This window comes from Bacillus thuringiensis (assembly GCF_001182785.1).
GTDB lineage: Bacteria > Bacillota > Bacilli > Bacillales > Bacillaceae_G > Bacillus_A > Bacillus_A thuringiensis_S.
On the sequence record NZ_CP012099.1, the window covers coordinates 226,655 to 242,500 of the forward strand.

Genomic DNA, 15,846 nt, shown 5'->3' on the forward strand with positions numbered 1-15,846 from the left:
TGGAATCGACATGTATAATAATACCAAAAAGAGTTGTCGAAAGATATATAGAAAGAATGATAAGGATGGTGCATATTCAGAAGAATTTCTACTTGTTTCGACAAAAGTATTGACTGGGAAAAGCGTAATGAGTAAAATAAAAAAGCGAATTAAAAATTTTCAGAAAATTTAAAACTTGGAGGAGTGAAAGATGAAGCAAATTTTTCAAAAGAAGCCAATTGCAAAGTTAATGCAAGAAAGTAAGCAAAAAACGTTAGCAAGAACATTGGGCGCGCTAGATTTAACTATGCTTGGAATCGGTGCAATCGTTGGAACAGGTATTTTTGTTCTAACGGGTGTTGTGGCAGCGAAACATTCTGGGCCAGCTATTATATTATCATTTGCGATTGCCGCGCTAGCTTGTGCCTTTGCTGCATTTTGTTATGCTGAATTTGCTTCTTCAGTTCCTGTCTCGGGCAGTGTGTATACGTATACATACGCGACGATGGGGGAAGTATTCGCATTTTTAATTGGCTGGGACTTAATGCTTGAATATTTACTTGCTACATCTGCTGTAGCAAACGGTTGGTCTGCATATTTTCAATCTTTATTAAAGGGGTTTGGAATTCATATTCCGACTATTCTCTCCTCGGCTCCTGGTACAGGTAAGGGTGGAATAATCGATTTACCTGCAGTTCTAATTATTTTAGTGATGACAGTTCTTTTATCTAGGGGTGTTCGTGAAAGTGCACGAGTAAATAACATTATGGTATTTATTAAAATAGCAGTTGTTCTTATTTTTATCTTTGCTGGTTTTAATTATGTGAAACCTGAAAACTGGACGCCTTTTATGCCATTTGGTTTAGATGGTGTAATGGCTGGAGCGGCCACAGTATTCTTCGCATTTATAGGATTTGATGCAGTTTCAACAGCGGCAGAAGAAGTGAAACGTCCGCAACGTGATTTACCAATTGGTATTATTGCATCGTTATTAATTTGTACAGTTCTTTATATCGTTGTTTCGCTTATTTTGACAGGAATTGTTCCATACGGACAGCTAAATATATCAGATCCAGTTGCTTTTGCACTTCAATTTATTGGACAAGATGGATTAGCGGGGGTAATTTCAGTAGGAGCAATTACAGGGATTACAACAGTAATGCTAGTTATGATGTATGGGCAAGTTCGTGTTTCTTATGCGATGAGCCGAGATGGTTTATTACCGAAGCGTCTTGCTAAAGTTCATCCGAAATTTAAAACGCCATTTTTAAATACATGGACAACGGGAATTATTGCGGCACTGATTTCAGGATTAATAGATTTAAATGTTTTAGCACATCTTGTAAACATGGGGACATTGTCAGCATTTGCACTCGTAGCTGTTGCGGTAATTGTAATGAGAAGAACTCATCCAGACTTACCAAGGGCATTTAAGGCTCCGCTTGTACCATTTTTACCAGCATTAACAGTGATTTTCTGTTTATACTTAATGCTTCAATTATCGGGGACAGCATGGATTAGTTTTGGGATATGGATGGTTATTGGTATAGCGGTTTACTTCTTATATAGCCGAAAACATAGTGCTTTAAACAATAGTAAAAAAGAAGAAGATGTTGCGAATTTATAAGCGAAAAAATCCATTCTAATTCTGTTAGAATGGATTTTTTTATTTGAAAATTTACATTTTTCTGAACTTATTATAAGATAATTGTTGGCTAACTAAAGGGGGGAAATGATGAAAAATACGTGGCGTGAGTTAAGGGAGATGGACCGTAACGTATGGATTCGATTTATTGGAGAGACGTTAAATGGAATTGCAATGATGATGTTAATGCCTTTTTTTGCATTATATTTAAAAGATAAGGTAGATTCGTTGTTGGAAGTTGGGGTTATTATGGCGCTTTCTCCAATTGCTGCAAGCTTTGGATCACTTATAGGAGGAAGAATTGCTGACATATATGGAAGAAAACCGATTATGATATTTTCTATGGCAAGTAATGCATTATTAATGCTCGGTTTTCTATTTATAGAAGGATTTATTCCATATGCAATTTTATCTATTTTTTTAGGATTGAGTAATTCTTTATTTCATCCAGCTGCATCAGCTATGGTCGCAGATGTAACGGCACCAGAAAAAAGAACAGAGGCATATGGTTTATTACGAATGGGACACAATATAGGTGCTGCGATTGGTCCGATAATGGGAGCATCAGTAGTTGTGTTGTCAAAGAATCTTGTGTTTATTATTGCCTCTTCTACAATGCTATTTTATGCGTTACTTGTATTACTTCTTATTCAAGAGACGATGCCAAAGAGGACAGATAAGGAAGAACATAAAGAAAAGGAATCTGGGGCAGTTTGGAAAATTGTAATGCGAGATAAGGCATTAATGATTTACTTATTAGCAGGTATTATCATTTCGATGGGGTTTTCTCAAACAGAAGGCATGTTGCCACTACATTTTGATAACGAAATGAAGCGTATTTTTGGAACGAATAATCCATATCCATATTTAATGGCGTTAAACGGACTATTAGTTGTTTTATTCCAATTTCAAATTTCAAAATGGGCTACGGATAAACCAGTCGGGAAGACGATGTTATATGGTGCATGTTTGTTCGGGATTGGATTATTTTTTATAGGGTGGTTACCGAAGTGGTTTGGAGAGTTTAATACAAATGCTACAGTTATTTTAATAACACTACTGTTCGTTTATGCTATATATACGTTAGGTGAGATGATTATGTCGCCTGTACAGATGACATTTGTAGCAAACTTGGCACCTGAGCATTTGAGAGGGACTTATATGGGCGCTGCAAGTTTGCAGTGGATTACAGGAAGCGCATTTGGTCCACTTTTGGGAGGCTTTTTATTAGATCGATTACTTGGCCACTTTCTATTTACAATTTTAGCTGTAGGATGTGTAGTTGCAGGTATTGTATATATTTCTTTAGATCGCCTTGTTGAGCAAAGGCAAAAAGATACACTAACCAAACAATCTTCTTAGTAAATAGGTGACATACACAAAAAAGGGGATTTCTACATATTTTAGGTACATAACTAGATTAGATTGCCATTTTATTTTGTGTAGCTATAAAGAAAATGAAATAAAAAACCAATAAGTGATGTTATTTAATTATTTATGGAAGTTACATTTTATTTCAAATAGGAACTACCTATTTTTATAAAAAGTGCTAAAATAGAAAAATGAAAACAATTGGTTAGGGTGATTTCATTGACGAAAATTAAATTAGGTTTATTATATGGTGGAAAATCAGCTGAGCATCAAGTTTCGCTACAGACGGCTCTTGCTGCTATTAAAGCGTTAAATCAAGATAAATTCGAGATTCATCCAATTTATATTACAGAACAAGGTCAATGGGTACGCGGTGAGCGTATTGAAGGCGAAGTAACAGATGTTGAAGCTTTAAAAATGAGCGGTGCAGAAAATGCGATTTCTCCATTATCATTAAGTACAGAAATCATTCCATCTGCAGCTTCTGAGGAAAACGCTATTGACGTTATTTTCCCATTACTACATGGACCAAACGGTGAAGATGGAACGGTTCAAGGATTATTAGAATTGATGAATATTCCTTATGTAGGAAATGGTGTTCTAGCATCATCTGCTGGTATGGATAAAGTTGTTATGAAAAACATCTTTGCAGAGGCTGGTTTAAAACAAGCAAAATATGCGTCTTTCATCCGCAGTGCATGGGAAAAAAATCGTGAGGAAGCTTATTCTAAAGTAGAAGATAAGTTAGGATATCCTTGCTTCGTAAAACCAGCAAACCTTGGTTCAAGTGTTGGTATTAATAAGTGTAAAAATCGTGAAGAACTTGAGAATGCATTTGTAGAGGCATTCCAATTTGATCGCAAAATTATTGTAGAAGAAAATATTGTAGGTCGTGAAGTAGAAGTTGGTGTACTAGGTAATGATGAGCCGAAATGTTCAGTTGTAGGTGAAATCGTTCCGAAAAAGGACTTCTATGATTATAAGTCGAAATATATCGATGGTGATACGGCGTTAATTATTCCAGCTGAAATGACAGAAGAAGAATCTGATGTAATTAAGCGTGATGCAATTATTGCGTTCCAATCATTAGATGGTGCAGGCTTAACGCGAGCTGATTTCTTCTTAACGAAAGACGGAGAAGTGTATATTAACGAAGTAAACACTATGCCAGGATTTACACCGTTTAGTATGTTCCCTCTATTATGGCAACATACTGGGTTACCGTATCCAGAGTTAATCGAAGAGCTAATTCGTTTAGCGATTGAACGTCACGAAGAAAAACAAAAAATTAAATATACAATCTAACAAAAAAGGAGGAAGCACTATTCGTAGGAATAGTGCTTCCTCTATGTAAGGAGCGTTTCTATATGATAAAGCGAATGTTAAAGCAAGTAGAACAGATGGTAAATGGTACTGGATTAGCAGAGCAATATGAGGGAACTATTATTCAAGGCGTGTCTATTGATACGAGAAAAATTGAAAAAGGAAACTTATATGTTCCGATTCAAGGGGAGCGTTTCGATGGACATGCTTTTGTAGATAAAGCAGTTGAAAATGGAGCTGTAGCTACATTGTGGATGAAAGATGTAGCAAATCCACCCGAGAATCTTCCGGTTATTTTTGTAGAAGATACGCTATCTGCACTGCAAATGTTAGCGAAAAATTATCGCGATCAATTGGATGTTAAAGTTGTTGGTGTGACAGGTAGTAACGGTAAAACATCCACGAAAGATATTGTGACAAGTGTTCTCGCGACTAAGTTCAAAGTTCAAAAAACAGAAGGGAATTTCAATAACCATATTGGGTTACCTCTCACTATTTTAAACTTAGAAGAAAATACAGAAGTAGCTGTATTAGAAATGGGTATGTCAAGCCGAGGAGAGATTGAATTTTTATCTAAGTTAGCTCGTCCTAATGCAGCTATCATTACGAATATTGGTGAGGCACATTTAATGGATTTAGGATCTCGTGAGGCAATTGCTGAAGCGAAATTAGAAATTGTTACAGGGTTACAAGAAGGTGGCGTGTTCGTATATAATGGAGATGAGCCGCTATTAACGAATCGTGTTCCTGAAATGAATTTAGCGGCAGAAACAGTTACGTTTGGTGATGCAAGAGCCAACGATTACTATCCAACGACTGTAACATTACAGGCAACGGGGACACATTTTAAAATGAATAGAGATGAAAATATTTCATTCTACCTACCGGTGTTAGGAAAACATAATGTGTACAATACACTTGCTTCAATGGCAATTGCGACACATTTTGGTGTGACGTGGGAAGAAATGAAACAAGGTTTAGTAACACTTCAAATGACGGGCATGCGTATGGAGATTGTAAAAACGGATAGTGGATTAACAATTATCAACGATGCTTATAATGCAAGTCCGACGGCTATGGAGGCAGCATTCCATTTAATGAACGGTTTAGATGGATTTACTAAAAAAATCGTTGTGCTCGGTGATATGTTAGAACTTGGAAATCAAGAAGTGCAGTTCCATTATGAGGTAGGTAAATTGATCGATCCAGCAAAAATCTCACATGTATTCACATACGGTAGATTAGGAGCTCAAATTGCTGAAGGAGCGAAAATTAATTTCCCTAATGAACGTGTAAAGGCGTATGATAATAAAGAAGAGTTAGTAAGAGATTTACAAGCAGTAGTCGATGCGAAAGATGTTGTATTAATAAAAGCATCTCGCGGTATGAAATTAGAAGAAGTAATTACGATGTTGAAATAATTGGTGTATATAAATAGGGATGATAGTCACGAAAATAGAAGAAACTTATAATAAGCGCTTACAGTAAATGATAAAAAAATAAAAGTAAAGAAAAAGGCCCTGAATATAAAATAAGGTAACAGTTGGGTTTGCTTTTTACACATACAAAACTTATAATTGATAAAGTGTAATAACGTTTAGAAGTATTTTCGTGAAGAATATACGCCCGGTTATATACGTGAGCATTCAGGAAAAGGGCTTTTCCGCAAATTCGGAAAACGCCTTTTTTTAAATGATAAGTATAGGATAGAAAAGGAGAAGTAACATTGACAACATTTCGAGAATTAGGATTAAGTGAGTCTTTACTGCAATCGGTTGAAAGTATGGGCTTTGAAGAGGCTACGCCGATTCAAGCTGAAACAATTCCACATGCATTGCAAGGTAAGGATATTATTGGGCAAGCGCAAACAGGTACAGGGAAAACAGCAGCATTCGGATTACCACTATTAGATAAAGTGGATACAAATAAAGAAGCAGTTCAAGGTATTGTTATCGCGCCAACGCGTGAATTAGCAATTCAAGTTGGAGAAGAGCTATACAAAATTGGTAAACATAAACGTGTTCGTATTCTACCAATTTATGGTGGTCAAGATATTAACCGCCAAATTCGTGCTCTAAAAAAACACCCACACATTATTGTTGGTACGCCGGGTCGTATTTTAGATCATATTAACCGTAAAACACTTCGCTTACAAAACGTAGAGACTGTTGTTCTTGATGAAGCGGATGAAATGTTAAACATGGGCTTCATTGAAGATATTGAAGCGATTTTAACAGATGTGCCAGAAACACATCAAACATTATTATTCTCAGCGACAATGCCAGATCCAATCCGTCGTATTGCTGAGCGTTTCATGACTGAGCCTCAACACATTAAAGTAAAAGCAAAAGAAGTAACAATGCCAAACATTCAGCAGTTCTATTTAGAAGTGCAAGAAAAGAAAAAGTTTGACGTGTTAACACGCTTACTAGATATTCAATCTCCAGAGCTTGCGATCGTATTCGGTCGTACAAAGCGTCGTGTTGATGAATTATCAGAAGCATTAAACTTACGTGGTTATGCAGCAGAAGGTATTCATGGTGACTTAACACAGGCGAAACGTATGTCTGTATTACGTAAATTTAAAGAAGGTGCTATTGAAGTTCTTGTTGCAACAGACGTTGCTGCACGTGGTCTTGATATTTCAGGCGTAACACACGTATACAACTTCGATATCCCACAAGATCCAGAATCATACGTTCACCGTATTGGTCGTACTGGCCGTGCAGGTAAAAAAGGTATTGCAATGTTATTTGTAACACCACGTGAATCAGGACAATTAAAAAATATCGAGCGTACAACAAAACGTAAAGTTGATCGTATGGAAGCACCGACACTTGACGAGGCATTAGAAGGTCAACAACGTTTAATCGCTGAAAAACTTCAAAGCACAATCCAAAATGAGAACTTATCATACTACAAGCGTATTGCAGAAGAAATGTTAGAAGAGAATGACTCTGTAACAGTAGTAGCTGCTGCTTTAAAAATGATGACTAAAGAGCCGGATACAACTCCGATCGCTTTAACATCAGAACCACCAGTTGTTTCAAGAGGTGGCGGTTCTAAGAAACGTGGCGGTAACGGAGGCGGATACCGTGATGGTAACCGTAATCGTAGTCGTGATGGACGCGGCGGTGGCGATGGTCGTAACCGTGATGGACGTAATCGTGACGGAAACCGTGATCGCAATCGTGATGGAAACCGTGATCGTAATCGTGATGGTGGTAGTCGTGGTCGTAGAGGTGAAGGTCAAGGTCGCCCAGGATCTTCAAATGGACGCGGCGAAAGAAAACATCATAGCCGTCCACAAGCTTAATAAAAAAGAGAATGCCCTTTGCTGGCATTCTCTTTTTTTATTTCTGTAATTGTGCATACTACATAGTAGTTATGATAGAAAAGGGGCTGTTATATGCTTGTAAGGCTTGGTTACGTTGCGATGAGTGTGCATTTGAAGAATGCATCCCCATCTCAAACGATGACGTACGCACAGTTTCAGAAAATAGATGATCGTGATGCTGCAATTCGTAAACTTGAAAGAATTGCTAATTCCAATTTGGAAAATTGTTTACGTTTATTAAAGCATAATAAGGGACATGACATATCTTTCTTTCGGCTTAGTTCTAAGCTCATTCCTTTAGCGAATCATGAGGAATTGCTAGAGTGGAACTATATTCGTCCTTTAAAAGAAAAATTGAAAGAATTAGGTGAATATGCAATTCATATGAATATGCGAATTGATTTCCATCCAGATCATTTTGTTGTACTAAATTCACCTGAGGAGAGTGTTTTTAAACAATCTGTAAAGACACTGCAGATGCACAAAAAATTATTAAAAGGCATGGGGATTGAACATAAGCAACGATGTGTACTGCATGTTGGAGGAGGGTATAAAGATAAAGAACTTGCATTAGAGCGTTTTATAGAGAATTGGTCTAATGTCCCAAGGGGTATTCAAGAAATGATTATATTAGAAAATGATGATACAACTTTTACGTTAGAGGAAACATTATATTTAGGAGAAAAATTAGATATTCCCGTCGTGTTTGATTTGCATCACCATATGATGAATAATGAGCAAGAAGATTGGTATGAAGATTGGGCACGTGTTGTTCATACGTGGGAAACATCTTTGTTGCCGGTTAAAATGCATATTTCTAGCCCTAGAGAGGGAAAAGATCCAAGAGCTCATGCAGATTATATTAATGTAGACGCATTTTTATCTTTTTTAAGAAGGATAAAGGGAAGTGTTCCGCAAATTGATTGTATGATTGAGGCGAAGATGAAGGATGAGTCTTTATTTCAATTAATGAGGGATTTAAGCGAACAGGTAGATGTAGAAATTATCGATGGTGCAAGCTTTTATATTAAATAAGCTTTGCACCATCGTTTTTTTTTGTTAAAAAAGGAGTTAAAATGCCGCCGGTTATTAAACCTGTTAAATGACTGATCGGATTGGCGGAAGGATTAAAGAAAGTAAATAGCAGTAATAGAAGTATCATAATTGAGAAAATGGCAATTTCTTTTGGTTTTGAAGAGCGGTATCGATTGTACAATAAAAATAATTGTGCGCCTAATAGTCCGAAGATACCACCTGATGCACCTGCGTGAATATATTCAGGAGGCATAATAATATAAGAAGAAATATTTCCAGAAATTCCAGAAAGAAAAAATAGAATAAAAAAAGAAAAGTGTCCGAGTTGCTTTTCAATAGAAGAACCAAGTGCAAACAAAAAAATACTATTAGAAAGAAAATGTTGTAAGTCTACGTGTACCAGAAGGGAAGTTATGACACGCCACCATTCTCCTTTAGCGATATATTCATTAGAGGCTGCCAGTGGGAAGAGGAAAAAGTCGCCTAATATCATCATGACTAAGTGAATAAAAAGTAAGGTGAGAATAGTCGGTTGTAAAGAAATCTGAGTAGATCTTATTAGCATACGGTTACTATCACCCCTTTTGCATCAGAAAGATTCTCTGTTATTCTTATCAATATGAAAGAAGAAAGTTAAATAGAAGAAGGGGATTTTGAAATGATTATAGGGATTGGAATCGATATTATTGAATTAAATCGTATTGAAAAAATGCTAGATGGAAAGCTTAAATTTATGGAACGTATTTTAACAGAAAATGAACGTAATGTTGCTATGGAGCTGAAAGGAAGTCGTCTTACAGAGTTTGTAGCTGGAAGGTTTGCAGCGAAAGAGGCGTATTCAAAAGCTGTAGGTACTGGTATCGGGAAAGAAGTGAGCTTTTTAGATATTGAAGTGAAAAATGATGAAAGAGGTAAGCCGATTCTGATTACAAGTACAGAGTATGTTGTTCATTTATCGATTAGTCATAGTAAGGAATTTGCTGTTGCTCAAGTTGTTTTAGAAAGCTCGTCACGCTAGTCTGCATATTTTATATCTTTGTCTCATATATTTGAGGTAGCGATAAGGAAGGTACATCTTCCATTCATTTATAGGGGCAAAGGGGCTGAAGTGATGAAAAGGCGTCTGTTTTTAGTTCTTGTCGGTTTGTTGACCGTTTTTGTGTTGGCGGGTTGTGTGGAAAAGAAACAAGATGATGTCGTGAGAGATTTAGAAGCGAAAGTAAAAGGGATGAAAAGTTATCAAGCTGAAGCGAAATTATCTATTAAAACAGGAAATGAGCCTCAGGAGTATAATGTAGAGATTTGGCATAAGGAACCGTCTTTTTATCGTGTGAATTTAAAGAATGCAAAAAAAGATCAGAGCCAAATCATTTTAAGAAATGAAGAAGGTGTATTTGTATTAACGCCAGCACTTAATAAGAGCTTCCGTTTTCAAAGTGATTGGCCGCAAAATAGCAGCCAGGCTTATTTATATGAATCACTTGTAAGAGATATTTTGCAGGATAAGAAAAACCTTACTTTCGAGAAAACAGATAAGTATTATATTTTTAAAACAAAAACAAACTATCAACATCAAAATATGTTGCCGAAACAAGAGATTACGCTGAAGAAAAGCGATTTGACTCCAGTTTCAGTGAAGTTAATGGATAATGATCAAAATGTTCTTGTGAAAGTAGATTTCTCTAAGGTGAAATTCGATGCGAAATTTGATAAAGGTGCATTTGATACGAAACAAAATATGTCTAGAGCGCAGGTAGATGTTCAAACAACAGCGAAAGAAGACAAACCGTTTGCTATTTTGTATCCACTTGATACACCGCAAGGTATGACTTTGCAAGATGAAAAAGAGTTGAAGACAGACAGTGGCAAGCGTGCGATACTCACATACACTGGAAATAAGAAATCCTTTACTTTAATACAAGAAAAGGCAAAAGTTGCAGAGGCTTCATCAGCGGTAAGTGTAAGTGGAGAACCAGTTGATCTTGGGTTTACGATTGGTGCATTGACGAAAGACTCTGTAACGTGGTCGCATAACGGAGTAGAATATATGCTCGTGTCTAAAGGTTTAGAGCCGAAGGAGCTACTAATGGTTGCTCGTTCAGTTACAGCGAAGCAGGTGAAGTAAACTTCTTAGACGTGGTGATATATGTGCACCACGTCTTTTCTTAGTTTGAAGGTGGATTTCATAAAAGAAGCATATAAAAGAATAAGCTTCGCATATCGTGTATAAGGAAGTGTATTTATGGAAGAAGCACCATTTTACCGTGACACTTGGGTAGAAGTGGATTTAGATGCCATTTATAACAACGTTACGCATATTAAAGAGTTCATCCCAAGTAATGTAGAGATTTTTGCTGTAGTTAAAGCAAATGCATATGGGCACGATTATGTACCGGTGGCTAAAACGGCATTAGAAGCGGGTGCAACAAGGTTAGCAGTTGCTTTTTTAGATGAAGCTTTAGTGCTTCGGAGGGCTGGTATTACTGTGCCGATTTTAGTGTTAGGTCCCTCGCCGCCGCGTGATGTAAATGTAGCTGCTGAAAATGATGTAGCGCTAACTGTTTTTCAAAAAGAATGGGTGGACGAAGCAATTAAACTTTGGGATGGTTCATCTGTAATGAAATTCCATATTAACTTTGATAGTGGTATGGGGAGAATTGGAATACGTGAAAGAAAAGAACTGAAAGCATTTTTAAAGAGTTTAGAAGGTGCACCGTTTTTAGAGTTAGAAGGAGTATACACGCATTTTGCAACGGCAGATGAGGTTGAGACTTCATATTTTGATAAGCAATATAACACGTTCTTAGAGCAGTTAAGTTGGTTGAAAGAATTCGGAGTGGATCCTAAGTTTGTCCATACAGCTAATAGTGCTGCCACGTTACGTTTTCAAGGGATTACATTTAATGCAGTGCGAATTGGGATTGCAATGTATGGATTATCTCCTTCTGTAGAAATACGTCCTTTTTTACCATTTGAATTAGAACCGGCGCTATCACTGCATACGAAAGTAGCTCATATTAAACAGGTGATTAAAGGTGATGGAATTAGTTATAATGTCACTTACCGAACGAAAACTGAAGAATGGATCGCGACTGTAGCGATTGGTTATGCAGATGGATGGCTTAGAAGATTACAAGGATTTGAAGTGCTTATAAATGGTAAAAGGGTACCGATTGTAGGGCGAGTAACAATGGATCAGTTCATGATTCATCTTCCTTGTGAAGTGCCACTTGGTACGAAAGTTACGCTTATTGGAAGGCAGGGGGATGAGTATATTAGCGCTACAGAGGTTGCGGAATATTCAGGGACTATTAATTATGAAATTATTGCAACGATCAGTTTCCGTGTGCCAAGAATATTTATACGGAATGGTAAGGTTGTAGAGATAATTAATTACTTGAACAATATATAGAAGGTAGTATGATTGCTTCTTGTCATTGGAGTGACTGTTCATTGCTGGATAATAAGCTCTTTTTGATGAGAAGCTTTTTACTTATAATCATTTTTTATATAAGTTACACGTAAGTTTTGAAGAGGAGTTCTATTGTTTTTAGTTAGTTATGAGATAAAAAATTTAAGAAGATGAATGTTTTGTTTGTGAATTGGAAAACATAAGCAAGGAATAAGGAAGTCTTTGCAACAGGCTCCATACAATGGTATTATTACAATAGGTGTCATATATATATTTGGGTGTGTAGTTGACGGTGGAGGTGTATTTTTGTGTCCGAATCAAGTGTAACTACTGAAATCGTGGTTCGGTTGCCAAAGCAAATGGTAACGGAATTGGACGGAATTGGAAAACAAGAGAATAAGAATCGCCATGAACTAATTTGCCAGGCAACACAATTGTTATTGCGTCAACATAAGACGAAGAAACGCTACCAACATGAATCAATGCGACGTGGGTATATTGAAATGGGAAAAATTAATCTTGGTATTGCATCTGAAGCTTTCTTAGCGGAGTATGAAGCAGCTCATACAGTAGAACGCTTAGTTAGCGGGGGGTAATATTTTGATTGTAAAACGCGGCGACGTGTATTTTGCAGACCTTTCCCCAGTTGTTGGTTCTGAGCAAGGAGGCGTTCGTCCGGTTCTTGTCATTCAAAATGACATCGGAAATCGTTTTAGTCCAACGGTGATTGTAGCGGCTATTACTGCACAGATTCAAAAAGCGAAATTACCCACTCATGTGGAAATTGATGCGAAAAAGTATGGTTTTGAGAGAGATTCTGTTATTTTACTTGAGCAGATTCGAACAATCGATAAGCAACGCTTAACGGACAAAATCACTCATTTAGATGAAGTGATGATGAGTCGTGTAGATGAAGCGTTACAAATTAGTTTAGGACTAATAGATTTTTAAATCGGCAGTTTAAGTTGCTCTCTTTGAAGGGCAACTTTTTTTTATTATAGAGGAGGTTACGGTTGTATATGGAAATGGTAGATAATCGACAAGCGTTAATGAAAATGTTAGTGAAAGAATTAGGCTTTAGCGAAAAGCAAGTTCGTCATGTTATTCAATTAACAGAAGAAGGTAACACAGTTCCATTTATTGCTCGTTACCGAAAAGAATGGACAGGCTCTTTAGATGAGGTGCAAATTCGTGCGATTTTAGAGAGATGGCAATATATGATGCAACTTGAAGATAGGAAGGAAGAAGTTATTCGTCTTATTGATGAGAAGGGAAAACTGACAGGAGAGCTAAGACAGCAAATTGTTAAAGCTACAAAGTTGCAGGAAGTAGAAGATTTATATCGTCCATATAAAGAGAAAAGAAGAACGAAAGCAACGATTGCAAAAGAAAAAGGGTTAGAACCGTTAGCTGAATGGTTATTGTTATATAAGAAAGAAGAACCGGCTAAAAAGGCAGTGGAATTTATTAATGCAGAGAAAGAAGTGCAATCTGCAGAAGAAGCTTTACAAGGTGCACAAGATATTATTGCAGAAATGATTTCAGATGAAGCTGCGTATCGTAGTTGGATTCGAAATGTTACTTTTAGAAAAGGTATTATGTCTTCGTCTGTAAAAGGTGAAGAAAAAGATGAAAAGAATATATATGAAATGTATTACAGTTATGAAGAACCATTGCAAAAAGTAGTACCGCATCGTGTATTAGCAATGAATCGCGGTGAGAAAGAAGATATATTGAGAGTTTCTGTTGTCCCACCAGTAGATGAGATATTAAATTTCTTATATAAGAAAGTAATTCGTGATAACGATTCTAAAAGTGCGCATTATGTACAATTAGCGATTGAAGATGGTTATAAACGATTAATTCAATCTTCAATTGAAAGAGAAATTCGTAAAGAATTAACAGAAACAGCTGAAGAACAAGCGATACATATTTTCTCTGAGAACTTACGTAACTTATTATTACAACCTCCGATGAAAGGGAAAGTCGTGCTAGCGGTAGATCCGGCATATAGAACTGGTTGTAAATTGTCTGTAGTAGATGATACGGGGAAAGTACTACATATTGATGTTATTTATCCGCATCCGCCTGTTCGTAAATATGATGATGCAAAAATGAAAGTTCTTTCTATTATAGATAAATATCAAGTTGAAATGATTGCAATTGGTAATGGGACAGCATCTAGAGAAACAGAAGAATTTATAGTAGATGTATTACAAAGTGTGAAACAGGACGTCTTTTATATTATTGTAAATGAAGCGGGTGCTAGTGTATATTCAGCTTCTGATTTAGCCCGTGAGGAATTCCCAAATTTACAAGTTGAAGAGAGAAGTGCCGTTTCTATTGGAAGACGTCTGCAAGATCCACTTGCTGAACTTGTGAAAATTGATCCTAAATCAGTTGGGGTTGGACAATACCAACATGATGTATCTCAAAAGAGATTGAATGAGTCATTAACATTTGTAGTAGAGACAGCTGTTAACCAAGTTGGGGTTAATGTAAATACGGCTTCGGTTGCATTGTTACAATATGTTTCAGGTTTATCGAAAACTGTTGCGAAAAATATTGTGGCAAAGAGAGAAGAGGATGGGAAATTCACAAAGCGCACGGAACTAAAGAAAATCCCACGTTTAGGTGCAAAGACGTACGAACAATGTATAGGTTTCTTGCGTATATTAGAAGGAGCGAATCCATTAGATCGAACAGGTATTCATCCCGAACAATATAAAAATGTTGAATTGTTATTGAAGAGTTTAGGGTTATCGATAGATGACGTAGGACAACCGCAATTACAAAAGAGATTGGAAGAAGTGGAGATTTCTAAGTTGTCTCAAGAAACGGGAGTTGGGGAGCCGACGTTAGTTGATATTATAGATGCGCTCATTAGCCCGGAACGAGATATGAGGGATGAGTTGCCTAAACCACTTCTGAAAAAAGGAATTTTGAAATTAGAAGATTTAAAACGTGGTATGGAACTAGAAGGAACAGTGCGTAACGTTGTTGATTTTGGTGCTTTTGTTGATGTAGGCGTAAAGCAAGATGGTTTAGTGCATATTTCTAAGCTTAGTAAACAGTTTGTAAAGCATCCGTTAGATGTTGTATCAGTAGGACAAATTGTAAAAGTATGGGTAGATGATATTGATACAAAAAAGGGACGCGTTGCACTATCTATGTTGCCGATTGAATAGTAAGAGAAGAGAGCAGATGAAACTGCTCTTTTTTTATAGAATAAAAAGTGTAATGGATTATGAGTTTTGATGTATTTTGCTATAATAAAACCAGCATTCATTTAGCAATTTAATTTGATACCGGTTTTTTTCGAAATATGCACGTTGCATCTGTTTTTTTAGCCACGTAGGCATAGGAATCCCTCCTTGTTTAATCCTACTCTCAAAAATCTAAAGTGCTATTGATGAGAGGTTGGTGAGTGGATTTCTATTCATGTTGTGTTTTTAGAAACCACGCGTCTTGAATGAGGATGGGTATATGTACTATTTAATATATGTATAAGAAGCGTGAAAAGTGTAAAAATATTTTTTTGTTTAGGAGGAATGAGAATGGACGAGGAAGAAATTCAACGGCTAGTGGAAGAAGTATCGCTACAATACTTCGGAATGCCATTTTTACATAAAGCAACGTTCAATAGTAGGCTGCGTACAACTGGTGGGCGTTATCTGTTGAAGAGTCACAATGTTGAACTGAATTATCGATATTACGAAATGTATGGTAAGGAGGAGTTAATCG

The 15,846-nt window shown here is 36.6% G+C and carries 15 protein-coding genes (1 of these 15 running past the window's edge); 13 read left to right on the forward strand and 2 right to left on the reverse strand.

What is annotated here, in order from left to right:
• The first annotated feature begins 190 nt into the window (after positions 1-190).
• The 6 genes from AC241_RS01330 (at position 191) to uvsE (ending at position 8,690) form a co-directional block, all read left to right on the forward strand.
• Positions 191-1,606, forward strand: coding sequence for a branched-chain amino acid transporter BcaP (locus tag AC241_RS01330; RefSeq protein WP_000809361.1), 1,416 nt, complete (start codon positions 191-193; stop codon positions 1,604-1,606).
• A gap of 108 nt (positions 1,607-1,714) precedes the next feature.
• Positions 1,715-2,986 carry an MDR family MFS transporter gene (locus AC241_RS01335; protein WP_043315020.1) on the forward strand — a complete coding sequence of 424 codons (1,272 nt, stop codon included), beginning with the start codon at positions 1,715-1,717 and terminating at the stop codon, positions 2,984-2,986.
• Positions 2,987-3,214: 228 nt separating this feature from the next.
• A complete protein-coding gene (locus tag AC241_RS01340) occupies positions 3,215-4,300 on the forward strand; it encodes a D-alanine--D-alanine ligase (RefSeq protein WP_016083961.1) in 1,086 nt (361 codons plus the stop codon).
• Between the two features lie 62 nt (positions 4,301-4,362).
• Positions 4,363-5,739: a UDP-N-acetylmuramoyl-tripeptide--D-alanyl-D-alanine ligase gene (gene murF / locus AC241_RS01345; protein WP_050842417.1), complete on the forward strand. Its 1,377-nt coding sequence runs from the start codon at positions 4,363-4,365 to the stop codon at positions 5,737-5,739.
• Positions 5,740-6,044: 305 nt separating this feature from the next.
• A complete protein-coding gene (locus tag AC241_RS01350) occupies positions 6,045-7,634 on the forward strand; it encodes a degradosome RNA helicase CshA (protein WP_000206602.1) in 1,590 nt (529 codons plus the stop codon).
• A 93-nt stretch (positions 7,635-7,727) separates the two neighbouring features.
• The gene (gene uvsE, locus AC241_RS01355) at positions 7,728-8,690 is read left to right on the forward strand and encodes a UV DNA damage repair endonuclease UvsE (RefSeq protein ID WP_000961146.1); all 963 of its coding nucleotides are present in this window, start codon (positions 7,728-7,730) and stop codon (positions 8,688-8,690) included.
• Here uvsE and AC241_RS01360 read toward each other — a convergent pair.
• On the reverse strand, positions 8,683-9,255 hold the full coding sequence (locus AC241_RS01360; RefSeq protein ID WP_000908525.1) for a rhomboid family intramembrane serine protease: 573 nt from the start codon (positions 9,253-9,255) through the stop codon (positions 8,683-8,685). The two genes, uvsE and AC241_RS01360, sit on opposite strands and share 8 nt — an antisense overlap.
• 93 nt (positions 9,256-9,348) lie before the next feature.
• On the opposite strand from AC241_RS01360, the gene acpS reads away from it, so the two are divergent.
• From acpS to AC241_RS01390, 6 genes are all read left to right on the forward strand, one after another.
• Entirely contained in the window at positions 9,349-9,708 is a 360-nt protein-coding gene (gene acpS, locus AC241_RS01365) for a holo-ACP synthase (RefSeq protein WP_000583418.1), read from the forward strand.
• A gap of 156 nt (positions 9,709-9,864) precedes the next feature.
• Positions 9,865-10,815: a LolA family protein gene (locus AC241_RS01370; RefSeq protein ID WP_002094231.1), complete on the forward strand. Its 951-nt coding sequence runs from the start codon at positions 9,865-9,867 to the stop codon at positions 10,813-10,815.
• A gap of 117 nt (positions 10,816-10,932) precedes the next feature.
• Positions 10,933-12,102: an alanine racemase gene (gene alr, locus AC241_RS01375; RefSeq protein WP_043937329.1), complete on the forward strand. Its 1,170-nt coding sequence runs from the start codon at positions 10,933-10,935 to the stop codon at positions 12,100-12,102.
• Between the two features lie 308 nt (positions 12,103-12,410).
• Positions 12,411-12,698 carry an antitoxin EndoAI gene (locus AC241_RS01380; RefSeq protein WP_000004570.1) on the forward strand — a complete coding sequence of 96 codons (288 nt, stop codon included), beginning with the start codon at positions 12,411-12,413 and terminating at the stop codon, positions 12,696-12,698.
• 4 nt (positions 12,699-12,702) lie between these two features.
• Positions 12,703-13,053: a type II toxin-antitoxin system endoribonuclease NdoA gene (gene ndoA / locus AC241_RS01385; RefSeq protein WP_000635965.1), complete on the forward strand. Its 351-nt coding sequence runs from the start codon at positions 12,703-12,705 to the stop codon at positions 13,051-13,053.
• Positions 13,054-13,121: 68 nt separating this feature from the next.
• A complete protein-coding gene (locus AC241_RS01390) occupies positions 13,122-15,290 on the forward strand; it encodes a Tex family protein (RefSeq protein ID WP_043937331.1) in 2,169 nt (722 codons plus the stop codon).
• Between the two features lie 57 nt (positions 15,291-15,347).
• Here the strand turns inward: AC241_RS01390 and cmpA are convergent, their stop codons facing one another.
• Positions 15,348-15,464, reverse strand: coding sequence for a cortex morphogenetic protein CmpA (gene cmpA, locus AC241_RS01395; protein WP_001143640.1), 117 nt, complete (start codon positions 15,462-15,464; stop codon positions 15,348-15,350).
• A 195-nt stretch (positions 15,465-15,659) separates the two neighbouring features.
• On the opposite strand from cmpA, the gene AC241_RS01400 reads away from it, so the two are divergent.
• A protein-coding gene (locus tag AC241_RS01400; RefSeq protein ID WP_016083957.1) for a SprT family protein crosses the window boundary here: on the forward strand, positions 15,660-15,846 show its start. It continues 272 nt past the right edge of the window; the window shows 187 of its 459 coding nt (coding positions 1-187); it begins with the start codon at positions 15,660-15,662; its stop codon lies off the right edge, out of view.

Bases quoted from the DNA above. Each gene is read 5' to 3' on its own strand.
- AC241_RS01330 (WP_000809361.1), top strand. From the start codon at position 191: ATGAAGCAAATTTTTCAAAAGAAGCCAATTGCAAAGTTAATGCAAGAA.
- AC241_RS01335 (WP_043315020.1), top strand. From the start codon at position 1,715: ATGAAAAATACGTGGCGTGAGTTAAGGGAGATGGACCGTAACGTATGG.
- murF (WP_050842417.1), top strand. From the start codon at position 4,363: ATGATAAAGCGAATGTTAAAGCAAGTAGAACAGATGGTAAATGGTACT.
- uvsE (WP_000961146.1), top strand. From the start codon at position 7,728: ATGCTTGTAAGGCTTGGTTACGTTGCGATGAGTGTGCATTTGAAGAAT.
- AC241_RS01360 (WP_000908525.1), bottom strand. From the start codon at position 9,255: ATGCTAATAAGATCTACTCAGATTTCTTTACAACCGACTATTCTCACC.
- acpS (WP_000583418.1), top strand. From the start codon at position 9,349: ATGATTATAGGGATTGGAATCGATATTATTGAATTAAATCGTATTGAA.
- alr (WP_043937329.1), top strand. From the start codon at position 10,933: ATGGAAGAAGCACCATTTTACCGTGACACTTGGGTAGAAGTGGATTTA.
- AC241_RS01390 (WP_043937331.1), top strand. From the start codon at position 13,122: ATGGAAATGGTAGATAATCGACAAGCGTTAATGAAAATGTTAGTGAAA.
- cmpA (WP_001143640.1), bottom strand. From the start codon at position 15,464: ATGCCTACGTGGCTAAAAAAACAGATGCAACGTGCATATTTCGAAAAA.